Annotated in this window: 24 protein-coding genes; 23 read left to right on the top strand and 1 reads right to left on the bottom strand. The window is 62.1% G+C overall.

Features of this window, described 5'->3' with window-relative positions; all coding sequences use genetic code 11:
• Positions 1-145: 145 nt before the first annotated feature.
• The 8 genes from rpoB (at position 146) to ACIQTZ_RS06580 (ending at position 17,096) form a co-directional block, all read left to right on the top strand.
• Entirely contained in the window at positions 146-3,652 is a 3,507-nt protein-coding gene (gene rpoB / locus ACIQTZ_RS06615; protein ID WP_397325854.1) for a DNA-directed RNA polymerase subunit beta, read from the top strand.
• Positions 3,653-3,756: 104 nt separating this feature from the next.
• Positions 3,757-7,656 (top strand): DNA-directed RNA polymerase subunit beta', encoded by a 3,900-nt coding sequence (locus ACIQTZ_RS06610; RefSeq protein WP_400329110.1) that lies wholly within the window; start codon positions 3,757-3,759, stop codon positions 7,654-7,656.
• 420 nt (positions 7,657-8,076) lie between these two features.
• Positions 8,077-8,451 (top strand): 30S ribosomal protein S12, encoded by a 375-nt coding sequence (rpsL, locus tag ACIQTZ_RS06605; RefSeq protein WP_009358312.1) that lies wholly within the window; start codon positions 8,077-8,079, stop codon positions 8,449-8,451.
• 1 nt (position 8,452) lies between these two features.
• Positions 8,453-8,923, top strand: a complete 471-nt coding sequence (rpsG, locus tag ACIQTZ_RS06600; RefSeq protein ID WP_021472399.1) for a 30S ribosomal protein S7 — start codon at positions 8,453-8,455, stop codon at positions 8,921-8,923.
• A 69-nt stretch (positions 8,924-8,992) separates the two neighbouring features.
• Entirely contained in the window at positions 8,993-11,107 is a 2,115-nt protein-coding gene (gene fusA, locus ACIQTZ_RS06595) for an elongation factor G (RefSeq protein ID WP_397325852.1), read from the top strand.
• 233 nt (positions 11,108-11,340) lie between these two features.
• Entirely contained in the window at positions 11,341-12,531 is a 1,191-nt protein-coding gene (gene tuf / locus ACIQTZ_RS06590) for an elongation factor Tu (RefSeq protein WP_021472401.1), read from the top strand.
• A 175-nt stretch (positions 12,532-12,706) separates the two neighbouring features.
• On the top strand, positions 12,707-16,945 hold the full coding sequence (locus ACIQTZ_RS06585) for a hypothetical protein (protein ID WP_402978700.1): 4,239 nt from the start codon (positions 12,707-12,709) through the stop codon (positions 16,943-16,945).
• A gap of 25 nt (positions 16,946-16,970) precedes the next feature.
• Positions 16,971-17,096 (top strand): hypothetical protein, encoded by a 126-nt coding sequence (locus tag ACIQTZ_RS06580; RefSeq protein ID WP_402978697.1) that lies wholly within the window; start codon positions 16,971-16,973, stop codon positions 17,094-17,096.
• A gap of 18 nt (positions 17,097-17,114) precedes the next feature.
• On the opposite strand, the gene ACIQTZ_RS06575 is transcribed toward ACIQTZ_RS06580, so the two are convergent.
• Complete coding sequence (locus tag ACIQTZ_RS06575; protein ID WP_402944634.1) at positions 17,115-18,548, bottom strand: GH1 family beta-glucosidase; 1,434 nt, start codon at positions 18,546-18,548, stop codon at positions 17,115-17,117.
• Between the two features lie 385 nt (positions 18,549-18,933).
• Between ACIQTZ_RS06575 and rpsJ the strand changes: the two genes are divergently transcribed.
• The 15 genes from rpsJ to rpsH all read left to right on the top strand — a co-directional run bounded on the left by rpsJ (position 18,934) and on the right by rpsH (position 26,397).
• Positions 18,934-19,242, top strand: coding sequence for a 30S ribosomal protein S10 (rpsJ, locus tag ACIQTZ_RS06570; protein ID WP_003803825.1), 309 nt, complete (start codon positions 18,934-18,936; stop codon positions 19,240-19,242).
• 17 nt (positions 19,243-19,259) lie between these two features.
• Positions 19,260-19,910 (top strand): 50S ribosomal protein L3, encoded by a 651-nt coding sequence (gene rplC, locus ACIQTZ_RS06565; protein WP_347108077.1) that lies wholly within the window; start codon positions 19,260-19,262, stop codon positions 19,908-19,910.
• A 4-nt stretch (positions 19,911-19,914) separates the two neighbouring features.
• Positions 19,915-20,532: a 50S ribosomal protein L4 gene (gene rplD / locus ACIQTZ_RS06560; protein WP_400329124.1), complete on the top strand. Its 618-nt coding sequence runs from the start codon at positions 19,915-19,917 to the stop codon at positions 20,530-20,532.
• Entirely contained in the window at positions 20,529-20,834 is a 306-nt protein-coding gene (gene rplW, locus ACIQTZ_RS06555) for a 50S ribosomal protein L23 (RefSeq protein WP_011775593.1), read from the top strand. Before rplD ends, rplW begins: the two co-directional genes overlap by 4 nt.
• Before the next feature lie 29 nt (positions 20,835-20,863).
• On the top strand, positions 20,864-21,703 hold the full coding sequence (gene rplB / locus ACIQTZ_RS06550) for a 50S ribosomal protein L2 (RefSeq protein ID WP_021472409.1): 840 nt from the start codon (positions 20,864-20,866) through the stop codon (positions 21,701-21,703).
• A 12-nt stretch (positions 21,704-21,715) separates the two neighbouring features.
• A complete protein-coding gene (gene rpsS / locus ACIQTZ_RS06545; protein ID WP_011775591.1) occupies positions 21,716-21,997 on the top strand; it encodes a 30S ribosomal protein S19 in 282 nt (93 codons plus the stop codon).
• Positions 21,998-22,036: 39 nt separating this feature from the next.
• Positions 22,037-22,402 (top strand): 50S ribosomal protein L22, encoded by a 366-nt coding sequence (gene rplV, locus ACIQTZ_RS06540; protein ID WP_021472410.1) that lies wholly within the window; start codon positions 22,037-22,039, stop codon positions 22,400-22,402.
• Complete coding sequence (gene rpsC / locus ACIQTZ_RS06535) at positions 22,403-23,224, top strand: 30S ribosomal protein S3 (RefSeq protein WP_387435059.1); 822 nt, start codon at positions 22,403-22,405, stop codon at positions 23,222-23,224.
• Entirely contained in the window at positions 23,225-23,641 is a 417-nt protein-coding gene (gene rplP, locus ACIQTZ_RS06530) for a 50S ribosomal protein L16 (RefSeq protein WP_021472412.1), read from the top strand.
• A 2-nt stretch (positions 23,642-23,643) separates the two neighbouring features.
• Entirely contained in the window at positions 23,644-23,964 is a 321-nt protein-coding gene (rpmC, locus tag ACIQTZ_RS06525) for a 50S ribosomal protein L29 (RefSeq protein ID WP_347108074.1), read from the top strand.
• On the top strand, positions 23,961-24,257 hold the full coding sequence (rpsQ, locus tag ACIQTZ_RS06520; protein WP_144659419.1) for a 30S ribosomal protein S17: 297 nt from the start codon (positions 23,961-23,963) through the stop codon (positions 24,255-24,257). Before rpmC ends, rpsQ begins: the two co-directional genes overlap by 4 nt.
• 353 nt (positions 24,258-24,610) lie before the next feature.
• Positions 24,611-24,979, top strand: coding sequence for a 50S ribosomal protein L14 (gene rplN / locus ACIQTZ_RS06515; protein WP_003803789.1), 369 nt, complete (start codon positions 24,611-24,613; stop codon positions 24,977-24,979).
• Between the two features lie 3 nt (positions 24,980-24,982).
• Positions 24,983-25,342 carry a 50S ribosomal protein L24 gene (gene rplX, locus ACIQTZ_RS06510; protein WP_144659420.1) on the top strand — a complete coding sequence of 120 codons (360 nt, stop codon included), beginning with the start codon at positions 24,983-24,985 and terminating at the stop codon, positions 25,340-25,342.
• Complete coding sequence (gene rplE, locus ACIQTZ_RS06505) at positions 25,342-25,920, top strand: 50S ribosomal protein L5 (RefSeq protein WP_144659421.1); 579 nt, start codon at positions 25,342-25,344, stop codon at positions 25,918-25,920. The genes rplX and rplE overlap by 1 nt, the downstream gene beginning before the upstream one ends.
• A gap of 78 nt (positions 25,921-25,998) precedes the next feature.
• Positions 25,999-26,397 (top strand): 30S ribosomal protein S8, encoded by a 399-nt coding sequence (gene rpsH / locus ACIQTZ_RS06500; RefSeq protein WP_397325848.1) that lies wholly within the window; start codon positions 25,999-26,001, stop codon positions 26,395-26,397.

The following is a 26,397-nucleotide window of genomic DNA, read 5'->3' as shown; positions in this document are numbered from 1 at the left end:
CATGCCGTCCATAGCGTGCAAATGCCTTTTGCAGGGCTGGGTCCGGGTCATATAGCGGAACCGGATTAAGTATGCTGCGGAGCACTCCGCAACATGCAAACGGGGGAGATCTGAAAACGCCTGAAGGTCTGTGGAAGGATCCCTCTTGGTCGCCTCGAGCACCTCTAATAACGAAACCGCTAACACGGCAAGCACCGATGGTGCCACCCGCCGCCTCTCATTCGCAAAGATTCACGAACCCCTTGATGTTCCGAATCTTCTCGCCCTGCAGACAGACAGCTTCGACTGGCTGGTCGGAAACGAACGCTGGCAGGCGCGGGTAGCGAAGGCTGTCGAGGAGGGCGACCTCAGCGTCGCCACCACCTCCGGACTTGCCGATATCTTCGAAGAGATCTCCCCGATCGAGGACTTCCAGGGCACCATGTCCCTGAGCTTCTCCGAGCCGGAGTTCGCTGACCCGAAGTACACCATGGCCGAATGCAAAGACCGTGACGCCACCTACTCGGCTCCCTTGTACGTCAAGGCCGAGTTCATGAACAACAACACGGGCGAAATCAAGCAGCAGACCGTGTTCATGGGCGACTTCCCGCTCATGACCGAAAAGGGAACCTTCGTGGTCAACGGCACCGAGCGTGTTGTTGTTTCCCAGCTGGTCCGCTCGCCCGGTGCCTACTTCGAGCGCGCTGCCGACAAGACCAGCGACAAGGACATCTTCACCGCGAAGATCATTCCCTCGCGTGGTGCTTGGTTCGAGCTCGAAATCGACAAGCGCGACCAGGTGGGCGTCCGCCTCGACCGCAAGCGCAAGCAGTCCGTCACGGTACTGCTGAAGGCCCTCGGCTGGACCGAAGGCCAGATCCTGGAAGAGTTCGGCCAGTACGACTCCATGCGCGCAACGCTGGAGAAGGACGCCACCGAAACCCGCGAAGACGCGCTTCTGGACATCTACCGCAAGCTGCGTCCGGGCGAGCCGCCCACAGTCGAGGCTGCCCAGTCCCTGCTGGACAACCTGTACTTCAACCCGAAGCGCTACGACCTCGCCAAGGTTGGCCGTTACAAGATCAACCGCAAGCTCGGCATCGACCGCTCCCTTGGCGACAAGGAAGCTTCGGTCCTGCATGTCGAAGACATCGTTGCCATGATCAAGTTCCTCGTTGCGCTGCACGCCGGCGAGAAGACCATCATGGGCAAGCGCGATGGCGAAGACCACGAGCTCCGCGTCGAGATCGATGACATCGACCACTTCGGCAACCGTCGCATCCGCGCCGTGGGCGAACTGATCGAGAACCAGGTCCGCACCGGCCTGTCCCGCATGGAGCGCGTCGTCCGCGAACGCATGACCACGCAGGACGTCGAGGCCATCACGCCGCAGACCCTGATCAACATCCGTCCGGTTGTGGCAGCCATCAAGGAGTTCTTCGGAACGTCCCAGCTGTCGCAGTTCATGGACCAGAACAACCCGCTCTCGGGCCTGACGCACAAGCGTCGTCTCTCGGCCCTTGGCCCCGGTGGTCTGTCCCGTGACCGTGCAGGCATGGAAGTCCGAGACGTTCACCCGTCCCACTACGGACGTATGTGCCCCATCGAAACCCCTGAAGGCCCGAACATTGGTCTGATCGGTTCGTTGGCTTCCTACGGCCGCATCAACCCGTTCGGCTTCATCGAGACCCCTTACCGCAAGGTTTCCAACGGTGTGGTTTCCGACGACGTCGAGTACCTGACTGCCGACGACGAAGCCGAGGTCCTGATCGCACAGGCCAACGCTCCGCTGGATGCTGACAAGCGCTTCTCCGAAGAGACCGTCCTTGTCCGTGCCCGTGGTGGTGGAGGCGAGCCGGTTCTGGTTCCCGCCGCAGATGTCCAGTTCATGGACGTTTCCCCGCGCCAGATGGTGTCCGTGGCAACTGCCCTGATCCCGTTCCTCGAGCACGACGACGCCAACCGCGCACTCATGGGTGCCAACATGCAGCGCCAGGCTGTGCCGCTGGTCCGTTCCGAGGCTCCGTTCGTGGGCACCGGCATGGAGCGCGCCGCAGCAGTCGACGCCGGTGACGTGGTCATCGCGAAGAAGGCCGGTGTGGTCACCGAGGTCTCCGCCGAGCTCGTAGTCATGATCAATGACGACGGCACGGAGACCAACTACCGCATCAACAAGTTCGCCCGTTCCAACCAGGGCAACTGCTACAACCACCGCGTCCTGGTCAACGAAGGCCAGCGCCTGGAAGTTGGCGGCATCATCGCTGACGGTCCCGCAACGGACCAGGGTGAGCTCGCCCTCGGCAAGAACCTCCTCGTGGCATTCATGTCCTGGGAAGGCCACAACTTCGAGGACGCCATCATCCTGTCCCAGCGCATCGTCGCCGAGGACGTCCTTTCCTCCATCCACATCGAAGAGCACGAGATCGATGCCCGCGACACCAAGCTTGGTGCCGAGGAAATCACCCGTGACATCCCGAACGTGTCCGAGGAAGTCCTTGCAGGACTGGACGAGCGTGGCATCATCCACATCGGTGCCGAGGTTGAAGCCGGCGACATCCTGGTAGGCAAGGTCACCCCCAAGGGTGAAACCGAACTGACCCCGGAAGAGCGCCTGCTCCGCGCCATCTTCGGTGAGAAGTCCCGCGAAGTCCGTGACACCTCCCTGAAGGTTCCCCACGGCGAGTCCGGTACGGTCATCGGCGTCCGCGTCTTCGACCGCGACAACGACGACGAACTGCCCCCGGGCGTGAACCAGCTGGTCCGCGTCTACGTGGCAGCCAAGCGCAAGATCACCGACGGCGACAAGCTCGCCGGCCGCCACGGCAACAAGGGTGTTATTTCCAAGATCCTTCCGGTCGAGGACATGCCCTTCCTTGCAGACGGTACCCCGGTGGACATCGTCCTGAACCCGCTTGGTGTTCCGGGCCGTATGAACGTTGGACAGGTCCTGGAAACCCACCTCGGTTGGGTTGCCAAGACCGGTTGGAAGATCGAAGGCGAGCCGGAGTGGGTCAAGAACCTCCCGAACCTGCCCCGTGAAACCGGCCAGACCACCGTTGCCACCCCGGTGTTCGATGGTGCCCGCGAAGAGGAAATCACGGGCCTGCTCGATTCCACCAACGTGACGCGCGACGGCGACCGCCTGATCGACTCCTCCGGAAAGACCCGTCTGTTCGACGGCCGCTCCGGCGAGCCGTTCCCGGACCCGATCTCCGTCGGTTACATGTACATCCTGAAGCTCCACCACCTGGTGGACGACAAGATCCACGCACGTTCCACCGGTCCGTACTCCATGATCACGCAGCAGCCGCTGGGTGGTAAGGCACAGTTCGGTGGCCAGCGCTTCGGTGAAATGGAAGTGTGGGCGCTCGAAGCTTACGGTGCCGCCTACACCCTTCAGGAACTCCTCACGATCAAGTCTGATGATATCCACGGCCGCGTGAAGGTCTACGAAGCCATCGTCAAGGGCGAGAACATCCCTGAGCCTGGCGTTCCGGAGTCCTTCAAGGTCTTGATCAAGGAAATGCAGTCGTTGTGCCTGAACGTGGAAGTCCTTTCCACCGACGGAACCACGATCGAAATGCGTGACTCTGATGACGCAGTCTTCACGGCTGCGGAGGAACTGGGCATCGATCTGTCTCGTGCAGAGCCCAGTTCCGTAGAAGAGGTCTAGCAGCCGTTCCGGCAGGCGGCACCAAGAATGCCGCCTGCCGGGCAGCTCCCTCTTTCCGTAACCAAGACTTCAGAATTTAGAGAACAAGAGAGAACAGGGACCATATGTCCAGCGAATCCTCCTTCGGCCTCATGCAGATCGGCCTCGCCACCGCGGAAGACATCCGTGGTTGGTCATACGGTGAGGTCAAGAAGCCGGAAACCATCAACTACCGCACTCTCAAGCCTGAGAAGGACGGTCTTTTCTGCGAGAAGATCTTCGGACCTTCCCGCGACTGGGAATGCTACTGCGGCAAGTACAAGCGCGTCCGCTTCAAGGGCATTATCTGTGAGCGTTGTGGCGTGGAAGTTACCCGCGCCAAGGTACGCCGTGAGCGCATGGGCCACATTGAGCTCGCCGCTCCCGTGACCCACATCTGGTACTTCAAGGGCGTTCCGTCGCGCCTTGGCTACCTCCTGGACCTGGCTCCGAAGGACCTTGAGAAGGTCATCTACTTCGCTGCCTACATGATCACCAGCGTTGACGAGGAAAACCGTCACGCCGAACTGCCCAACCTCCAGGTCGAGCATGACCTTGAGAAGAAGCAGATGGTGGACAACCGCGACAGCGACATCGCCACGATTGCACGCGACCTTGAAGACGAGCTTGCCCGTCTTGAAGGCGAAGGCGCCAAGGGTGCAGACAAGAAGAAGGCCCGCGATTCCGCTGACCGCCAGATGGCGAACGTCCGCAAGCGTGCCGACGCCGACATCGAGCGCCTCGAGCAGGTCTGGGACCGCTTCAAGAACCTCAAGGTTGCCGATCTCGAAGGCGACGAAGGCCTGTACCGCGAACTGCGTGACCGCTACGGCATGTACTTCGAAGGCTCCATGGGTGCAGAGGCGATCAAGAAGCGCCTCGAAACCTTCGACATGCAGGCTGAGGCCGAGTCGCTGCGCGACACCATCCAGAACGGCAAGGGCCAGCGCAAGACCCGTGCGCTCAAGCGCCTCAAGGTTGTCAACGCATTCCTGACCACCAACAACAGCCCGCTCGGCATGGTTCTCGACGCCGTCCCGGTGATCCCGCCGGAACTGCGCCCGATGGTCCAGCTGGACGGTGGCCGCTTCGCGACCTCCGACCTCAACGACCTCTACCGCCGTGTGATCAACCGCAACAACCGACTCAAGCGCCTGCTTGACCTCGGTGCCCCGGAGATCATCGTCAACAACGAGAAGCGCATGCTTCAGGAAGCTGTTGACAGCCTCTTCGACAACGGCCGTCGTGGCCGTCCCGTCACCGGTCCGGGCAACCGTCCGCTGAAGTCCCTGAGCGACATGCTCAAGGGCAAGCAGGGCCGTTTCCGCCAGAACCTGCTCGGCAAGCGTGTTGACTACTCCGGCCGTTCGGTCATCGTCGTCGGCCCGCAGCTGAAGCTGCACCAGTGTGGCCTGCCCAAGCAGATGGCCCTGGAGCTCTTCAAGCCGTTCGTGATGAAGCGCCTGGTTGACCTCAACCACGCCCAGAACATCAAGTCGGCAAAGCGCATGGTTGAGCGTTACCGTCCGCAGGTCTGGGACGTGCTGGAAGAGATCATCACCGAACACCCGGTGCTGCTCAACCGTGCACCTACCCTGCACCGCCTCGGCATCCAGGCCTTCGAACCGCAGCTTGTGGAAGGCAAGGCAATCCAGCTTCACCCGCTGGTTTGTGGCGCCTTCAACGCTGACTTCGACGGCGACCAGATGGCAGTCCACCTGCCGCTGAGCCCGGAAGCCCAGGCCGAAGCCCGCATCCTGATGCTGTCCTCGAACAACATCCTGAAGCCGTCCGATGGACGTCCGGTGACCCTGCCTTCGCAGGATATGATCATCGGCCTGTACCACCTGACCACCAAGCGCGTCGGCTCCGCCGGCGAGGGCCGCGTGTTCTCCTCGGTGTCCGAGGCCATCATGGCCTACGACGCCCGCGATCTTCACCTGAACTCCCAGGTCAAGATCCGTCTGGAGGACTTCGTTCCCTACGCAGGGTGGGAAGCTCCGGAAGGTTGGGAGCCCGGCCAGCCGGCGCTCGTTGAAACCTCCCTTGGCCAGGTCATCTTCAACCAGACGCTGCCTGAGGATTACCCGTGGGTCGAGGCTGTTGCCGACAAGGGCGAACTGTCCCGGATCGTCAACGACCTCGCCGAGCGCTACCCGAAGGTCGTTACGGCTGCCACGCTGGACAACCTGAAGGACGCCGGTTTCTACTGGGCAACCCGTTCGGGCGTCACGGTGGCAATCTCCGACATCGAGGTTCCGGACACCAAGCCGGGCATCCTGGCCGGTTACGAGAACATGGCTGCCAAGATCCAGGGCCAGTACGACAAGGGCCTGATCGACGACGACGAGCGTCGCCAGGAACTGATCGAGATCTGGAACAAGGCAACCAACGAGATCGCCCAGGCGATGCGTGACAGCCTGTCCCCGATGAACACCATCAACCGCATGGTGTCCTCCGGTGCACGTGGTAACTGGATGCAGGTCCGCCAGATCGCGGGTATCCGTGGTCTTGTGGCCAACCCGAAGGGTGAGATCATCCCGCGTCCGATCAAGTCCTCCTACCGCGAGGGCCTGTCGGTGCTGGAATACTTCATCGCCACGCACGGTGCCCGTAAGGGTCTGGCCGATACCGCTCTCCGTACCGCCAACTCGGGTTACCTGACCCGTCGTCTGGTGGACGTTTCGCAGGACGTCATCGTCCGCGAAGAGGACTGCGGTACCGAGCGAGGCCTGGTCACGCCCATCGCCGTTCCGGACTCCAACGGTGAGTTGGTCCTGGACGAGAACGTCGAGAACAGCGCCTACGCACGTACCCTGGCTGTCGACGTCGTCGATTCCGAGGGCAACGTCCTGGCACCTGCAGGCACCGACTGCGGCGACGTCGTCATCGACCAGCTGCTGGCTGCCGGCATCACCGAGGTCAAGGTCCGCTCCGTACTAACGTGTGAGTCCAAGGTGGGCACCTGTGCGCTTTGCTACGGCCGCTCGCTGGCTACCGGCAAGACCGTGGACATCGGCGAGGCCGTGGGCATCATCGCCGCACAGTCCATCGGTGAGCCCGGTACCCAGCTGACCATGCGTACGTTCCACACCGGTGGTGCTGTTTCCGCGGGTGGTGGCGATGACATCACCCAGGGTCTGCCCCGTATCCAGGAACTGTTCGAAGCCCGTACTCCGAAGGGTGTGGCACCGATTGCGGAAGCAGCCGGACGCATCACCATCGAAGAGTCCGAGCGCCAGATGCGCCTGGTGATCACTCCGGACGATGGTTCCGAAGAGATCGCCTACCCGGTGCTGCGCCGGTCCCGCCTCCTCATCGAGGACGGCGACCACGTCAGCGTCGGCCAGAAGCTGATCAACGGTCCGGTGGACCCGAAGCAGGTTCTGCGCATCATGGGTCCGCGTGCCGCACAGAAGTTCCTCGTGGACGAAGTGCAGGGCGTGTACCGCAGCCAGGGTATTGGTATCCACGACAAGCACGTGGAGGTCATCGTCCGCCAGATGCTGCGCCGCGTGACCGTCATCGAATCCGGCGACTCCGAGCTGCTCCCGGGTGAGCTCGCAGAGCGCGCCCGCTTCGAGGACGAGAACCGCCGCGTCGTGTCCGAGGGCAAGGCACCGGCTTCCGGCCGTCCGGAACTCATGGGTATCACCAAGGCTTCCTTGGCTACCGAGTCCTGGCTGTCGGCAGCTTCCTTCCAGGAGACCACCCGCGTCCTGACGCAGGCGGCCATGGAAGGCAAGAGCGATCCCTTGCTCGGCCTCAAGGAAAACGTCATCATCGGTAAGCTCATCCCGGCTGGTACGGGTCTGCCCCGCTACACAGAGGTCACTGTGGAGCCGACGGAAGAAGCGAAGGCAAGCCTGTTCACGGGCCCCAGCGCTTTCACCGACTTCTCCTATGACGCCCTGGGTGGCGACGGTGCTCCCGAGTTCCACGCCATCCCGCTGGATGACTACGATCTCGGCAACGACTTCCGCTGAAATATAAGGCAGTAGTCAGTGACTGAAGGCCAGGCCCCGCATTCATCGAGTGCGGGGCCTGGCCCGTTAACGCGTTGGTCCGCCCGGTGAGGCGGGGGAGTGAACCACGACGGCGGCAGCCGCCTGCCGCCGTCGTCCTCCATACACCCGATTAAGGTGCCGGATCAAGCCGTGCTAGACTTTTGGTAATTGTTCTGTGTGGCAGTGGATGATGGCCGCCGCAACATCATTTTGGTTTTGTTCTCATGATGTTGGGTGGAGCCTGTTTCCGGGTTGCGGGCAACTTGCGCAACGAATGCCGCACTTTTGCACGCCTACCGGGAGTTCCGGCTGGCCGCGAGAGCAACGCCAAAGTTCCCACTGAGCACCGGCTGGCGCCTGTGTGTGGGGGCAGAGATCAAACAAACGGAGAACACGAAAGTGCCTACGATTAACCAGCTGGTCCGCAAGGGCCGCACGCCGAAGGTCTCCAAGACCAAGGCTCCCGCGCTGAAGGGCAGCCCGATGCGCCGCGGTGTTTGCACCCGCGTCTACACCACCACCCCGAAGAAGCCGAACTCGGCTCTCCGTAAGGTTGCACGTGTGCGCCTCAACGGTGGTGTGGAAGTTACCGCCTACATCCCCGGTGTTGGCCACAACCTGCAGGAGCACTCCATCGTGCTCGTCCGTGGTGGTCGTGTGAAGGACCTCCCGGGTGTCCGCTACAAGATTGTCCGCGGCGCCCTTGACACCCAGGGTGTCAAGAACCGCAAGCAGGCCCGCAGCCGCTACGGCGCAAAGATGGAGAAGAAGTAATATGCCTCGCAAGGGTCCGGCCCCCAAGCGGCCGCTCGTTTCAGATCCCGTTTACGGCTCCCCGTTGGTCACCCAGCTGATCAACAAGGTCCTCATCGACGGCAAGAAGTCCACCGCAGAGCGCATCGTTTACGGTGCCCTTGAAGGTGCCCGCGCCAAGACGGGCGGCGACCCCGTCGCAGCCCTGAAGAAGGCCATGGACAACGTCAAGCCTTCCCTCGAGGTGCGCTCCCGCCGTGTTGGTGGCGCCACCTACCAGGTTCCGGTTGAGGTCAAGCCGGGTCGCTCCACCGCCCTCGCTCTGCGTTGGCTCGTGGGCTACTCCAAGGCCCGCCGCGAAAAGACGATGACCGAGCGTCTCCAGAATGAAATCCTGGATGCGTCGAACGGTCTCGGTGCCGCTGTGAAGCGTCGCGAAGACACCCACAAGATGGCCGAGTCCAACAAGGCCTTCGCACACTACCGCTGGTAAAACTTCCCGGACGCCGCCGGCTCGACCGAGCCGGCGGCGAACGTGTAGTCCATCCGAAAGGGAGACCCCGTGGCACAGGACGTGCTTACCGACCTTAACAAGGTCCGCAATATCGGCATCATGGCCCACATCGATGCCGGCAAGACCACCACTACCGAGCGCATCCTGTTCTACACGGGTGTGAACCACAAGATCGGCGAAACGCACGACGGTGCTTCGACGACCGACTGGATGGAACAGGAAAAGGAACGCGGCATCACCATCACGTCCGCGGCCGTGACCTGTTTCTGGAACAAGAACCAGATCAACATCATCGACACCCCGGGCCACGTGGACTTCACGGTTGAGGTTGAGCGCTCCCTGCGCGTCCTCGACGGTGCAGTTGCCGTGTTCGACGGCAAGGAAGGCGTGGAGCCGCAGTCCGAGACTGTTTGGCGCCAGGCCGACAAGTACAACGTTCCGCGTATCTGCTTCGTCAACAAGATGGACAAGCTCGGCGCTGACTTCTACTTCACCGTTGACACCATCGTTTCCCGCCTTGGCGCCAAGCCGCTGGTCATGCAGCTGCCGATCGGTGCCGAGAACGACTTCGTTGGCGTTGTTGACCTCCTTGAAATGCGCGCACTGGTTTGGCCGGGCGACGCCAAGGGTGACGTGACCATGGGCGCTTCCTACGAGGTCCAGGAAATTCCTGCCGACCTCAAGGAAAAGGCCGAGGAATACCGCGCACAGCTCGTTGAGACTGTTGCCGAGGCTTCCGAGGAACTCATGGAGAAGTACCTCGAAGGTGAAGAACTCACCCTCGAAGAGCTCAAGGCCGGCATCCGCAAGATGACCATCAACTCCGAGCTCTACCCGGTCTTCTGTGGTTCTGCGTTCAAGAACCGCGGTGTCCAGCCGATGCTCGACGCCGTTGTGGACTTCCTGCCGAACCCGCTCGACGTTCCTGCGATGATCGGCCACGATCCCCGCGACGAAGAGAAGGAACTGACCCGTAAGCCTTCCGCTGACGAGCCGTTCTCCGCTCTTGCGTTCAAGATCGCAGCACACCCCTTCTTCGGCCAGCTCACCTTCGTCCGCGTGTACTCCGGTCACGTCGACTCCGGTGCGCAGGTGGTCAACTCCACCAAGGGCAAGAAGGAGCGCATCGGCAAGCTCTTCCAGATGCACGCCAACAAGGAAATGCCTGTTGAGGGCGCTACCGCCGGCCACATCTACGCAGCGATCGGCCTCAAGGACACCACCACCGGTGACACCCTGTGCGATCCCGCAAACCAGATCGTCCTCGAGTCCATGAGCTTCCCGGAGCCCGTGATCTCTGTTGCGATCGAGCCGAACACCAAGGGTGACCAGGAGAAGCTCTCCACGGCCATCCAGAAGCTCTCCGCTGAGGACCCGACCTTCCAGGTCTCCCTCAACGAAGAAACCGGCCAGACCGTTATCGCGGGTATGGGTGAACTCCACCTCGACATCCTCGTTGACCGTATGCGCCGCGAATTCAAGGTTGAGGCCAACGTCGGCAAGCCGCAGGTTGCTTACCGCGAAACCATCAAGCGCGCTGTGGAGAAGGTTGACTACACCCACAAGAAGCAGACTGGTGGTTCGGGTCAGTTCGCAAAGGTCCAGGTCTCCTTCGAGCCCCTGGAAACCACGGACGGTACCTTCTACGAGTTCGAAAACAAGGTCACCGGTGGCCGTATTCCGCGTGAATACATCCCCTCCGTTGACGCTGGTATCCAGGATGCCATGCAGTTCGGTATCCTTGCCGGCTACCCGATGGTAGGCGTCAAGGCCAGCCTGATCGACGGCGCATACCACGACGTCGACTCCTCGGAAATGGCGTTCAAGATCGCCGGTTCCCAGGTGTTCAAGGAAGGTGCCCGCAAGGCCAACCCCGTCCTGCTCGAACCGCTGATGGCCGTCGAAGTACGTACCCCTGAGGAATACATGGGCGACGTCATCGGTGACCTCAACTCCCGCCGTGGCATGATCCAGTCGATGGAAGATGCTGCAGGCGTGAAGGTGGTCCGTGCGAACGTGCCGCTGTCCGAAATGTTCGGCTACATCGGTGACCTCCGGTCCAAGACCCAGGGTCGCGCTGTGTACTCGATGACGTTCGACAGCTACGCGGAGGTCCCGAAGGCTGTTGCCGACGAGATCATCCAGAAGACCCGCGGCGAGTAATCACCCCGGTAACGGATGCAATTCCGGTCCCGGGAAGGCATCTCAGCGTGTGTGGCAGGGCCACGGCGAAAGTCGTGGCCCGGCCCCCTGCGCAAACAGACTCCAGGAACTAAGATTGGTTCCTGAATCTGAAATTTCACCAAAACCAAGCCCCCAAGTAGACTTGCATGAGTTTCTGCCGCGAAAAGCGCGGCCGAGGAGCACGTCACTTGAAATCGTTCTAGGAGGAACCTGTGGCAAAGGCAAAGTTCGAGCGGACTAAGCCGCACGTCAACATCGGCACCATTGGTCACGTTGACCACGGTAAGACGACGCTGACTGCCGCCATTTCCAAGGTGCTGTACGACCAGTACCCGGATCTCAACGAGCAGCGCGACTTCGCGTCCATCGACTCTGCTCCGGAAGAGCGCCAGCGCGGTATTACCATCAACATCTCCCACGTGGAGTACCAGACCGAGAAGCGTCACTACGCACACGTTGACGCCCCGGGTCACGCTGACTACATCAAGAACATGATCACCGGTGCTGCCCAGATGGACGGCGCAATCCTCGTGGTTGCCGCTACCGATGGTCCGATGGCACAGACCCGTGAGCACGTTCTGCTCGCCCGCCAGGTTGGTGTTCCCTACCTGCTGGTCGCACTGAACAAGTCGGACATGGTTGAGGACGAGGAACTCCTCGACCTCGTCGAAATGGAAGTTCGTGAGCTCCTGAGCTCGCAGGGCTTCGATGGCGACGACGCTCCCGTTGTTCGCGTTTCCGGTCTGAAGGCTCTGGAAGGCGACCCGGTTTGGGTCAAGTCCGTCCAGGACCTGATGGCAGCTGTCGACGAGTCCGTTCCGGACCCCGTACGTGACCGCGACAAGCCGTTCCTGATGCCGATCGAAGATGTCTTCACCATCACCGGCCGTGGCACCGTTGTTACGGGCCGCGCCGAGCGTGGTACCCTCGCCATCAACTCCGAGGTTGAGATCGTCGGCATCCGCCCGATCCAGAAGACCACGGTTACCGGTATCGAGATGTTCCACAAGCAGCTCGACGAAGCATGGGCCGGCGAGAACTGTGGCCTCCTGCTCCGTGGCCTCAAGCGCGACGATGTCGAGCGTGGCCAGGTTGTCGTCAAGCCGGGTTCCATCACCCCGCACACCGACTTCGAGGCAAACGTCTACATCCTTTCCAAGGACGAAGGCGGACGTCACAACCCGTTCTACTCGAACTACCGCCCGCAGTTCTACTTCCGTACGACGGACGTCACCGGCGTTATCACCCTGCCCGAGGGCACGGAAATGGTTATGCCTGGCGACAACACTGAGATGACCGTTGAGCTCATCCAGCCGATCGCAATGGAAGAGGGCCTCGGCTTCGCTATCCGTGAAGGTGGCCGCACCGTTGGTTCGGGACGTGTTACCAAGATCATCAAGTAGTTTCTGCTTGTAGATCGGGACGCTGCCGTTTCGGAAGCAACCCACAGAAGAACCCCATCGCCTCGGCGGTGGGGTTCTTCTTTGCTATCATTAATCCATCGTCTTGATTAATGCGGGCAGGCCTGTGCAAACAGCCGTGCCCTGGACACAATAGGGGGCTGCCGTGTACGGATTCATGGGCACAATCGGGGGCTTGCTGTTCCTGGTGCTGGTCGCCGCTGGCGGATTTGCGCTGGGCCTGGTGCGTGGACGCGGGCGGTCTCCCAAGGGTTCCGCACAGCAAACGGACGACGGCGGCGCCTACCGTGCGGGCTATCTCGCCGGCCATATGGCTGGTTGGCGCGACGCCCTGGCGAAGACGCAGGCTGCTCCGCTTGGCTCGGCCAGCCCGACCCGTGGCGGGGCGGGAACGTCGACCCCGCCGCCGGGATGGCCCGGGCAGACAACGGGTCCCCACACGTCCACCCACCCCGTCCCGTCGATGGGTTGGCGGCAAGCCGGGCCGCCGATGCGGCCGCAACAACCCGCGCCGCCGATGCAGCCGCAACAAGCCGCGCCGCCGATGCGGCCGCAACAACCCGCACAGCCGGGGTTTGCAGCGCAAACCATGGCGCCGCCGTCGTCCGTTCCCGCAGGACAGCCGCTGCCACCTGCGCCGCAGCACGCACGTGTCCGTCCTGAAAGCGCGGAGGAGGTGGCCGCGCGCAAGGACAAGCGCGACCGCCAGAACATCAACATCACTCTCTACGTGGCAAGCCTGCTGCTGGTGGCTGCGGGTGCGTTGTTCGTGGGTACCAGCCTGCCGGAGATGTTCAGGTTCGTTGCGTTGTGGGGGATCACGGTCCTGTTCTACGTGGCCGGTTTGGTCCTTCATCCCCGCGTTCCACGGCTTCGTCCGGCGGCTCTGGCGTTCACCGGCACCGGCCTGGCCCTGGTGCCGATCACTGGCCTGGCGATGTACAACTTTGCCCTGCACAACGGACCGCTCGCTTGGTTGGCAACATCGTTGCTTGGTACAGGCGCTTACGTGTTTGCGGCCGTGCGCTTGAACAACAAAGTCTTGGCCTGGCTCTCCTTGAGCTTCGTGGTGTCAACCGCCTGGTCCGGAGTGTCCGTGCTTGGCGGTGCCTTGGTCTGGTACTTCATTTCCTTGATCGCTTTGGCGGTCGTCCTGACGTTGCTTGCCCTGGCCCACCCCCGCTGGGTATCGCCGCTGTACGTACAACCACTGATGGCGCTGCATCCCTTTGTGGTTCCAGCAGTAGGGCTGGCCGCAACTGTCACGCCAAACGTTCTTGCCAAAGGCGAGTACCCGCTGGTGATGGCCATCTGCGGCACCTACTTTGCGGTGATGATGCTGGTCCCCGCGGCCCGATACCGGAATGGCCACTTCTTCGCCGCGCGTGCAGCGTTCACGCTCGCCATCATTGCCTCGGTGTGGGACGGCACCTCGGATGTCAGCTTGGCCATGCTGGCGGCAGTTGCCTGCCTGGGTGTCCAGGCGATCGGGATGTCATATGCCGGCAAGGCGGTCACGCCCAGGACCTGGTGGAACGACGCCGTGTCCTGCTTGGGATTTCAACTCCTTGTTGCCTTGGTCTTGACGGTGGTGCTTGGCGTCGGGGCCTTCGACCTGCCCAAGTACGTACCTTTCCTGGTTGTGCTGCCCACGGCGATGGTGCTGGGGTGGAGGCTGCGGCAAGGCGTCGCCTTCGCGCCGGCGGCAGTGCTTTGCTGTTCCCTGGTGCTCGCTGACTTGGTGGGCGCCTGGCCGTTGGCTTTGATGCTTGGCGCCACCGGGGCCTACTGGTTTGCGTTGGCGGCCGTTGCCCGCGGATTCCTTGGCAGGTGCCTGGTGCTGGCTGGGCGCCTTGCTTTCACCTTTGCCGTCCCCGCAGTCGTGGCCGGGGTGCTCGTGGGTCACCAGGAGCGCGTTCCGCTGACCGTGCTGGCGTTCGTGGTGGTGGCCGGAGTTCAGCAAGTGCTGAGTGCTGTCTTTGGGCGACGGGGCTTCGGCGTGGTGGCGGCGCGGGCCAGTACCGGACTCTTCGGCAGTGCTGCGGCTCTTGGATTGCTGGTTCTTGCCGTCCTGGAACATCTTCCGGGACACCCTGTGTTGGTTTCCGGAGTGCTGGCGCTGCTGGTCGCGGGGCTTGCCTCGGGATGGATGGCCTTCCCCCGGGTGCTGGTGCCACCAACCACCGGACAAAGCCGGACCCCTTGGCGCCTGACCATCGGCGAACTCCTTGCACCGGGTGCAGGCATGGTGGCTTTGTTGGTTTCTGCCACTGCTGTCTCCCGCGGAGCCGCCAACCTGGTGTTGCTGGCGATAACAGCCTATCTGCTGGCTACGGCCCTGCGCCTTCCCGTCTCGGTCCATCGGAGGGTCTACTGGTGGCTTGCCCGTGCCGCGGGCACAGTCCTCGTGGCATCGGCCTACGCCGATCTGCAGGGGCACGGGTGGGCCTTGGGCCTCGCTGGTGAGGACGTGACCGTGGCCTCCGTCGTGGTGTGGGTCCTGGCCGGGCAATTGCTGGTGGTCCTGGTGGCCGGGCGACGCGGAACTTCGCTCCAAACAGTCACTGCGGATGTGGGTGTACTTCTGGCAGCGATGGCAGTGGCAACCATCTCATTCAACGTTGCCACGCGGGTGCCCGCCCTCACGGCGTACGGTGGTTGGCAGCCCGGAGCTGCGGCCATCGTGACCACCCTCGCAGCGGCAATCTGCTCGATAGCTCTGCGCAGCCACCGGATCGCGTGGATCTTTGCGCCGGCGTCCGTGGCCCTGCTGCTGCTCCGGGCAGGCTCTGTGAGGGACGTCGAAATCATGCTCGGCATCCTCCTGGCCTACGGTTGCATCATGGCCGTGCTGGCTCAGGCCAAGCCGGTTCGCGGAGCCTACCTCGTGGCGGTCCGCGTAGCATCCGCGGCTCTGGTGACGCTTGTTGCCGCGGACGTTGCCGATTCGACGGCGGTGCCCTGGTTGGCGCTCGGGTTGGTCACTTTCCTGCAGCTCATCACGCATTGCCTGGCGCATCGCAGGCTTGATGACGTTCCCTTCCAACGGGTTGCTCTCTGGTCCACGCTGGGCCTCCAGGCCGGACTACCGCTCGTTTACCTCCTGGTTGGCGATTTCGACGGCGGCGGCCGTTGGGTGCTCCTGCTGGGCTTGGCACTCGCTGGCCTCGCGTCGTTGTTGGTGCGCCGGACGCTGCGTGCTGCGGTGGCACTGTATCCCGGACTCGCGGCGGTCACCTTGATGGTGGTTTTCGCGGGGCCATTCCTGGACTTCCCGTCCACCACGTTCCTGCACCACGCGGTTTTGGACAGGTTCCAGGTTCCGGTTCTCCTGCTGGCATGCGCCATGGTGGTGACGCTCGCAAAGACGTTGCTGCGGGGCCGTCCTACCCGTGGCGCCGGAGGAGCGGACCGATGGCTGTGGTTTGTCTCGGCTGTGGTATTCGCCGGCACTGCTTGCTTGGCCACTGTTGATACGTCACCAGGCATGGTGGGTGGCGCTGTCCTGGCCGTCGCGATTGTCTTCTTCGCTGCCTCCCACGTGGAATCAATACCCTCCCTCTACGCGGGCGCGGCGCCCACCGCCTTGGTGGGTGCCGTTACGGCCGTCGGGGGTTTGCTCGATGCGGGAGCAGCGGGTCCGTGGGCCGACTTCCTGCCGTGGCTCGTTGGGGGAGTGGGCATGGGGTCCCTGCTGTACGGCCTCCGTTGGTTTGGCGGTCTCAACGTGGCTGGCCAGCCAGGAAGGCGGGCATCGCTGGCTGCGACCACGCTGGTGGCCTACCTTGCAGGGGCAGCGGTGGGCTTGGCCTACGACTCCACGTCACTGGCGGGCGCGTTCCTGCTGGCAATCGCTGGCGGCATCGCTGCGGCGGAAGTGCCGCATCAGAAGCACTTGGTGGCGGAAGTTGCTGCCATTGTTGCACTGGTCGGTTTTCAGCGGGCACTGCTGTTCGTGGACGGCGCCCGCCCGGATTGGTTCTGGGCAGCCCAGTGGTACGTGGTTACCGCAGTTGTTTTGGCAGGGGTGCGCTATGTGCGGGGCCACAGGGGAGACGCCATCCTGCGGCTGGGCGTTGCTTCCGGATTCTTGTCGCTCAGTTCAGTGGCCACCATTTTCGGCGGAACGCCCCCGCAGCAGGTCTACGTCCTGGCGGCCCATGCCGCACTCCTGGGCGTGGGATTGCTGTTGTCCGAAAGGCTCTTCACGGCGTGGGGCGCAGCCGGGGTGGCCGCGAGCGTCATGTGGGCCTTGAGGTCATATGCCTTTGCCCTGCTGGCACTCGTTGCCGTGGCCCTCATTGTCCTCGCCGTCTGGCGGTTGAACCGCGGACCCCGTCCATCCGATCGCGCTGCATCCGATGGCAGTGGGCGCGGCGGGGAGGGAGTCGGATAGTGTTGCTTGGGTAGAAAGGATCAGCATGGAATTCCTGATTTTCCTGGTCATCGTTGTTGGCATCGGCGGAGGCATCCTGTGGGGTCGCAAGTACTTCCGGAATGAGATCGACCGGGCCAAGCGCATCAACCGGGCCAACAAGAACAAGTAGGTTTTTAACCCGATCGGGTTAAGCGTGGTGCCTCCGGGCGCGCTCAAGTGCCCTGAGCCAGTAGAACGATTCCTTGGGCGTCCGTTCGAGGGTTTCGAAGTCCACGTGAACCAGTCCGAAGCGCTGGGAGTACCCGGCGGCCCATTCGAAATTGTCCAGCAACGTCCACACGTAATAGCCGCGAAGGTCCACGCCCTCGGCTTGCCCGCCTGGTCCCGTTGCCGTGAGGGCATGGCCCAGGTGCTCTGCCAGATACGTGATCCGGTCGGTGTCCTGGACTGGGCCGCTGACATGGTCCGGCTCCGGGAAGCTCGCGCCTCCTTCGGTGATGTAGATCGGCGGGAGCGACGCCCCGTACCGCCCTTTCATCTCCTGCAGCAGCGTTGCCAGCTGTTCAGGCGCCTCGGGCCAGCCGAATCCCGTGACCGGGTATTCCTGGTAGGCGGCCAGATGGAAAGGAACGTTCACCATTTCCTCGGCCGTGCCGGTGGGTATTTCCGCCGGTCCGCGGCCAGAGGCCACCTTGATGGGGTAGTAGTAATTCACGCCGTAGAAGTCCAGCGGCTGGGCGATCACGGCGAGGTCGCCGTCCTGGACCGGACCCAGGGAGCGGAACCATGGCCACAGCGCGAAATGTGGCTTGGGGTATTGGCCCAGCAGAATGGCATCGGCATAGATGCGGTTGAGGATCAGGTCCAGGGCCTCAGCCATGAGCCGGTCGGAGAGCTTGTTGGTGGCAGGGCGGACCGGGGAGTGCATGTTGGAAATGCCGATCTGTCCGGAAACCCCTGCGGCGCGCAGTGCCTGCACGGCCATGCCATGGCCAAGGAGTTGATGGTGGGCCGCTGGCAGGCAATCGAAGAGGAGTTGGTGACCCGGGGCGTGGGCGCCCAAAGCGTATCCCTGCAACGTGACTGACACCGGTTCGTTGACAGTGACCCACGAGTCCACCCGGTCGCCGAACCGCTCAGCCACGATCGCGCTGTAGGCGGCAAAGCGCAACGCCGTCTGCCGGTTCAACCAGCCACCGGCGTGCTCCAGCGGGAGGGGAGTGTCCCAGTGGTAAAGCGTGACCATGGGGGAGATCCCGGCAGCGAGCAGCTTGTCGATCAAGCGGTCGTAGAAATCCAGGCCCCGCTGGTTGATGGATCCCTGGCCATCAGGCTGGATCCTTGGCCAGGACAAGGAGAAACGGTACGAGTCCACCCCGAGCTCCTGCATCAGGGCGATGTCCTGGTCGGCGCGGTTGTAGTGGTCGCAAGCAATGGCGGGGGAGCCGCCGTCGACGATTGCTCCCGGCTTTTCCGAGAAGGCGTCCCAACCCGACGGGCCCCGGCCGTCAGTAGTAAGGGACCCTTCGATCTGGAACGCGGCTGATGCGACGCCGAGCGTGAATCCCGGACGAAGGCGCGCGGCAAGATCTTCCACAGAACCCGTATCCTGGACGGTCATTCACCTATCATCCATACCGCGGCTCGGCTGTGGCAATGGGCTGAAGAGGCCCGATTAGCCATCGGCTCCGATTTCCGGCATACTGGATGAGTTGTTCAAGCGCTTCTTCGCGTCCCGATCCGGATAATGCCGGGTGCCAGGGTCCAAGCTGAAGCCCAAACATAACCCTGAACCCCATGGAATGCGGTCGAGTTTGCGTGAAAATCGCGACACGCCCGACCGCGGGGGTCGGTGCGCCGGCAGGTTGAGGAACCCGGAATTATCCGGATTCAGCTTGTGCGGCGTGTGGTGGTAAATCCTCAAACGCTTCGGCGGCCACAACAACAGGTAAGTAAACAGAGCAGCCCTAACTAGAGCAGCACTAGCTGAAAGAGAGTCAGGCGACATGGCGGGACAAAAAATCCGCATCCGGCTGAAGTCATATGACCACGAGGTCATTGATGTTTCAGCGCGGAAGATCGTTGAGACGGTCACGCGCGCAGGCGCAACGGTAGTCGGCCCGGTGCCGCTGCCCACGGAGAAGAACGTTTACTGCGTTATTCGCTCTCCTCACAAGTACAAGGACAGCCGTGAGCACTTCGAAATGCGTACTCACAAGCGTCTGATCGACATCATCGACCCCACGCCGAAGGCCGTTGACTCGCTTATGCGTCTCGACCTGCCTGCCGACGTGAACATCGAAATCAAGCTCTAGGGAGGTGCTGAGAGACTATGACCGCAACCCGTAACGTAAAGGGCCTGCTGGGCACGAAGCTCGGCATGACCCAGGTCTGGGACGAGAACAACAAGCTCATCCCGGTAACTGTTGTCCAGGCTGACTCCAACGTCATCACCCAGCTCCGCAACGCTGAGTCCGATGGCTACGTCGCCGTACAGATCGGCTACGGCCAGATCGACCCCCGCAAGGTCACCAAGCCGCTGGCTGGTCACTTTGAGAAGGCAGGCGTAACTCCTCGCCGCCACGTCGTCGAACTGCGTACCGCAGACGCCGCATCCTACGAGCTGGGCCAGGAGCTCTCTGTTGAGATCTTCGAAGCCGGCCAGAAGATCGACGTCGTCGGCACCTCCAAGGGTAAGGGCTTTGCCGGTGTTATGAAGCGTCACGGCTTCTCCGGTGTTGGCGCTTCCCACGGTGCCCACAAGAACCACCGTAAGCCTGGCTCCATCGGTGGCGCATCCACCCCGAGCCGCGTCTTCAAGGGTCTGAAAATGGCCGGCCGCATGGGCGCCGTTCGTCACACCACGCTGAACCTCACGGTTCACGCTGTTGACGTTGAGAAGTCGCTGCTCCTTATCAAGGGTGCCGTCCCCGGTGCCCGCGGCCAGGTCGTACTCGTACGTTCCGCCGTGAAGGGAGCCTAGTTCAATGACTAGCACTGTCAAGGTTGACCTGCCTGCAGAGATCTTCGACGTCCAGACCAACGTGCCCCTGCTGCACCAGGTTGTCGTCGCCCAGCTCGCTGCTGCCCGCCAGGGAACCCACAAGACCAAGACCCGCGCCGAGGTTTCCGGTGCCGGTCGCAAGCCGTTCAAGCAGAAGGGCACCGGCCGCGCCCGTCAGGGTTCCATCCGTGCTCCGCACATGACCGGCGGTGGCATTGTCCACGGTCCCACCCCGCGCGACTACAGCCAGCGCACCCCCAAGAAGATGAAGGCTGCTGCTCTCCGCGGCGCCCTGTCTGACCGCGCCCGTAACGACCGCATTCACGTCATTGAGGCCTTGGTTGCCGGCACCAAGCCGTCCGCCAAGGAAGCCCTGGCGTCGCTGCGTGCGGTTTCCGAGCGCAAGAACCTGCTCGTTGTGATCGAGCGCGCCGAAGACGTTGCCGCACTGTCCGTGCGCAACCTCGCAGATGTTCACGTTCTGTACGCAGACCAGCTGAACACCTACGACGTGCTGATCTCTGACGACGTGGTCTTCACCAAGGCTGCTTTCGATGCGTTCGTCGCTGACAAGGCAAAGAACGAGGAGGCCTCCAAGTGAGCGTAACCACCATCAAGGACCCGCGCGACGTCGTGCTTGCACCCGTCGTTTCGGAAAAGAGCTACGGTCTGATCGACGAAGGCAAGTACACCTTCCTGGTGGACCCCCGCTCGAACAAGACCGAGATCAAGCTGGCCGTGGAGAAGATCTTCTCCGTCAAGGTCGACTCGATCAACACCATCAACCGTGCCGGTAAGCGCAAGCGCACCAAATTCGGCTGGGGACAGCGCAAGAGCACCAAGCGTGCAATTGTCACCCTCAAAGAAGGCACAATCGACATCTTCGGCGGTCCGCTCGCGTAGCGGAGACCACTTTAACGAGGAAATAAATTATGGGAATCCGTAAATACAAGCCGACTACCCCGGGCCGTCGTGGCTCGAGCGTAGCCGACTTTGCTGAAATCACGCGGTCGACTCCGGAAAAGTCGTTGCTGCGTCCGCTGCACAAGACCGGCGGCCGTAACAACACCGGTAAGATCACCACCCGTCACAAGGGTGGCGGACACAAGCGCCAGTACCGTCTGATCGACTTCCGTCGTCACGACAAGGACGGCATCAACGCCCGCGTTGCCGAAATCGAGTACGATCCGAACCGCACGGCTCGCATCGCCCTCCTGCACTACGTTGATGGCACCAAGCGTTACATCATCGCCCCGAACAAGCTGTCCCAGGGTGACTTCGTCGAGGCTGGTCCCGACGCTGACATCAAGCCGGGCAACAACCTGCCGCTGCGCAACATCCCGGTTGGTACCGTTATCCACGCAGTTGAACTGCGTCCGGGTGGCGGCGCCAAGATGGCCCGCTCCGCAGGTGCTTCGGTTCAGCTCGTCGCCAAGGAAGGCCGCTTCGCACAGTTGCGCCTGCCCTCCGGCGAAATCCGCAACGTTGACGTGCGCTGCCGCGCAACCGTCGGCGAGGTTGGCAACGCCGAGCAGTCGAACATCAACTGGGGCAAGGCCGGCCGTATGCGCTGGAAGGGCGTTCGCCCGACCGTCCGTGGTGTAGCCATGAACCCGGTTGACCACCCGCACGGTGGTGGTGAAGGTAAGACTTCCGGTGGTCGTCACCCGGTCAACCCGAACGGCAAGCCCGAGGGCCGTACCCGCCGTCCGAACAAAGAGAGCGACAAGCTTATTGTTCGTCGCCGCCGTACTGGCAAGAACAAGCGATAGGAGCCTGGACACATGCCACGCAGCCTGAAAAAAGGTCCTTTCGTTGACCAGCACCTCTTTGTGAAGGTCGCACGGGAAAACGATAAGGGCACCAAGAACGTCATCAAGACCTGGTCCCGCCGTTCGATGATCATCCCCGACATGCTCGGGCACACGATCGCCGTACACGACGGACGCAAGCACATCCCGGTGTTTGTCACTGAGTCGATGGTCGGGCACAAGCTCGGCGAATTCGCTCCTACGCGGACATTCCGCGGCCATGTTAAGGACGACCGTAAGGGCAAGCGCCGCTAAGGCGCCTGACCTTACGTCTTAGACGAGAGAAGGAAAGCAATGGAAGCCAAGGCAATTGCGCGTCACATCCGCGTAACGCCTATGAAGGCCCGGCGCGTCGTCAACCTTGTTCGTGGCAAGCAAGCGAATGAGGCTCTGGCAATTCTGAAGTTTGCCCCCCAGGCAGCTTCGGAGCCGGTATTCAAGGTACTTCAGTCGGCAATGGCCAACGCACGCGTCCTCGCGGACCGTGACGGCGTTGCATTCGACGACAGTGACCTCTTCATCAGCGAAGCATTCGTTGATGAGGGCCCGACCATGAAGCGGTTCCAGCCGCGTGCCCAGGGCCGCGCCTACCGCATCAAGAAGCGGACCAGCCACATCACCGTGGTCGTCGCAACCCCGGAGAAAGAGGAGGCTCGCTAAGTGGGACAGAAAGTAAACCCGCACGGGTTCCGACTCGGCATCACCAGCGACCACGTTTCGCACTGGTTCGCTGACAGCAACAAGCCGGGCCAGCGCTACAAGGACTTCGTCCGCGAGGACATCAAGATCCGCCAGCTCATGTCCACGGGCATGGAGCGCGCCGGCATCGCCAAGGTCGAGATCGAGCGCACCCGCGACCGTGTCCGCGTGGACATCCACACGGCACGTCCGGGCATCGTCATCGGCCGCCGCGGCGCTGAAGCAGACCGCATCCGCGGCGAGCTCGAAAAGCTCACCGGCAAGCAGGTCCAGCTGAACATCCTCGAGGTCAAGAACCCGGAGATCGAAGCACAGCTCGTTGCCCAGGGCATCGCAGAGCAGCTGACTTCCCGCGTGGCTTTCCGCCGTGCGATGAAGAAGGCCATGCAGTCCGCACAGCGCGCAGGTGCCAAGGGTATCCGTGTTGCTTGCTCCGGCCGTCTGGGTGGCGCAGAAATGTCCCGCTCGGAGTTCTACCGCGAAGGCCGTGTGCCCCTGCACACCCTCCGCGCGAACATCGACTACGGCTTCTACGAAGCCAAGACCACCTTCGGCCGCATCGGTGTGAAGGTTTGGATCTACAAGGGTGACGTCACCGCCAAGGAACTGGCGCAGCAGGCAGCTGCTGCTCCGTCCCGTGGCCGTGGAGGAGACCGTCCGGGCCGCCCGGGTGGCGACCGCCGTCGTCGTAACGACCGTCCGGCAGCTGAGGCAGCACCCGCTGCCGTTGAAGCACCGGCCGCTGAAGCTGCTGCTCCGGCAGCAGAAGGAGGACAGGCTTAAATGCTTATCCCACGTCGAGTCAAGCACCGTAAGCAGCACCACCCGGGTCGTTCCGGCGCTGCTACGGGTGGCACCAAGGTCACTTTCGGTGAGTACGGCATCCAGGCCCTGAGCCCGGCATACGTCACCAACCGTCAGATCGAGTCCGCCCGTATCGCGATGACCCGCCACATCAAGCGTGGCGGTAAGGTCTGGATCAACATCTACCCGGACCGTCCGCTGACCAAGAAGCCTGCCGAAACCCGTATGGGTTCCGGTAAGGGTTCCCCGGAATGGTGGGTCGCAAACGTCAAGCCGGGCCGGGTTCTCTTCGAACTCTCCGGTGTCAATGAAGAGGTAGCTCGCGAGGCCCTGCGCCTGGCAATCCACAAGCTCCCGTTGAAGGCACGCATTGTGCGTCGCGAAGGTGGTGAATAGAAATGGCAGTAGGGTCGAAGGATCTCGCACCCGCACAGCTGGACGGTTTCGACAACGAGCGTCTCGTTGAAGAACTCCGCAAGTCCAAGGAAGAGCTGTTCAACCTGCGTTTCCAGTCCGCCACCGGTCAGCTGGAGAACCACGGTCGTCTGCGCGCGGTAAAGAAGGACATCGCACGCATCTACACCGTTCTTCGTGAGCGCGAGCTGGGCATTCGTGCCGAGGTTGCCGCACCGGTTGTGGAAGCCAAGGAAGAAAAGAAGTCCAAGAAGGCTGCCAAGGCAGAAGCTGCCGAGGTTGAAGCTGGAGAGGACGCCAAGTGAGCGAGAAGGAAAACGTGACGGAAGCAGCAGCCAGCGCTGAACAGCGCGGTTACCGTAAGACGCGTCGCGGCTACGTAGTCTCCGACAAGATGGAAAAGACCATCGTTGTTGAGGTTGAAGACCGCGTGAAGCACGCTCTGTACGGCAAGGTTATTCGCCGCACCTCGAAGATCAAGGCTCACGACGAGCAGAACACCGCCGGCATCGGCGACCTCGTTCTGATCGCCGAGACCCGCCCGCTGTCCGCTACCAAGCGGTTCCGCCTGGTGGAGATCCTCGAAAAGGCCAAGTAAATCCGACGCCGGGCATGCCCGGCCGGGCTTACTGGAAGGGCCCGCGTTCCTTACGGAGCGCGGGCCCTTCCGCTTTTCCTGCCAGTTATGGTATGGCCTCAAAGCATGCTAGGATTTTGAGTTTGTATGGCGCCATTTGTGCGTCATCAACCACCTCGTAAACAATCGTGCCACTGCATACTGCCCCGCGCAGGGTTTTCCTGCAAGGGAAGCTGATGCTTGTGGCACGGGCGTTTAGGCCTGTTCTGGCAAAATCCAGGCAGGTCCAGAGACACCCCGATCAACCGTTCCGCAAGGCTCATTCCGTATGCATGATTTCGGTCTGAGAACCGGCGCGACGCAAGGAGTAAAAATTGATTCAGCAGGAGTCGCGACTCAAGGTCGCCGACAACACGGGTGCTAAGGAAATCCTTACCATTCGCGTTCTCGGTGGATCCGGCCGTCGCTACGCAGGCATTGGCGACGTCATCGTCGCAACCGTCAAGGACGCTATCCCTGGCGGCAACGTAAAGAAGGGTGACGTCGTCAAGGCTGTCATCGTTCGTACCAAGAAGGAACGCCGCCGTGCGGATGGTTCCTACATCAAGTTTGACGAGAACGCAGCTGTGATCCTGAAGAACGACGGTGACCCCCGCGGTACCCGTATCTTCGGCCCGGTTGGTCGTGAACTTCGCGACAAGAAGTTCATGAAGATCGTTTCGCTGGCCCCGGAGGTGCTTTAGTCCATGGCTAAGATCAAGAAGGGTGACCTGGTTCAGGTCATCACCGGCGCCAAGCAGGAACGCGGCGGCGACCGCGGCAAGCAGGGCAAGGTCCTGCGCGTATTCCCGGACACCAACCGCGTGTTGGTCGAGGGCATCAATCGCGTCACCAAGCACACCAAGGTTGGTCAGTCCCAGCGCGGCACCAAGACCGGCGGCATCGAGGTTGTTGAAGCCCCGATCCACGTGTCCAACGTTGCTCTGGTAGACCCGTCGACCAAGAAGCCGACCCGCGTTGGTTTCCGTCTCGACACCGTTGAGAAGGACGGCCGCACCAAGACCGTTCGTATCCGCGTGTCCAAGGCCACCGGGAAGGACATCTAATGACTGAGACTCTCGAGACTCCAGTGAAGATCGTTCCGCGTCTGAAGACGAAGTACGCAGAGACCATCAAGAAGTCCCTGCAGGACGAGTTCAACTACGCGAACGTGAACCAGGTTCCCCGCCTGGTGAAGGTTGTTGTGAACATGGGTGTTGGAGATGCCGCCAAGGACTCCAAGCTGATCGACGGCGCTGTCCGCGACCTCACCCTGATCACCGGCCAGAAGCCGCAGGTAACCAAGGCCCGCAAGTCGATCGCACAGTTCAAGCTGCGCGAAGGCATGCCGATCGGTGCACACGCAACCCTGCGTGGCGACCGCATGTGGGAATTCGTGGACCGTCTGGTATCGCTGGCACTGCCGCGTATCCGTGACTTCCGCGGCCTCAACGGCAAGCAGTTCGATGGCAACGGCAACTACACCTTCGGTCTGACCGAGCAGGTTATGTTCCACGAAATCGACCAGGACTCCATCGACCGCGTTCGCGGCATGGACATCACGGTCGTCACCACCGCCAAGACCGACGACGAAGGCCGCGCGCTGCTCAAGGCGCTTGGTTTCCCGTTCAAGACTGAAAACTAACTACGTAACAGGTCCGGCAGCGCAGGCTCATGAGAGCAAGCGCCGCGGAAACCATTACGAGGAAGGGCTATAGCCCAAATGACTATGACAGATCCTGTCGCAGACATGCTCACGCGTCTGCGCAATGCAAACTCGGCATACCACGACTCCGTGACCATGCCGTACAGCAAGCTGAAGGCACGCGTTGCCGACATCCTGAAGGCAGAAGGCTTCATCGCCGGCTGGAAGGAAGAGGAAGCCGAAGTTGGCAAGAAGCTGACCATCGACCTCAAGTTCGGTCCGAACCGCGAGCGTTCGATCGCTGGTGTCCGCCGCATCTCCAAGCCGGGTCTCCGCGTTTACGCGAAGTCCACCAACCTGCCTCACGTGCTGGGTGGCCTGGGTATCGCAATCCTGTCCACCTCTTCCGGCCTCCTGACTGACAAGCAGGCCGGCAAGAAGGGCGTGGGCGGCGAAGTCCTCGCTTACGTCTGGTAA

Source organism: Paenarthrobacter sp. NPDC090520, assembly GCF_044769205.1.
In the GTDB taxonomy this organism is placed as follows: domain Bacteria; phylum Actinomycetota; class Actinomycetes; order Actinomycetales; family Micrococcaceae; genus Arthrobacter.
This window is presented reverse-complemented; position numbering and strand designations above follow the sequence as displayed.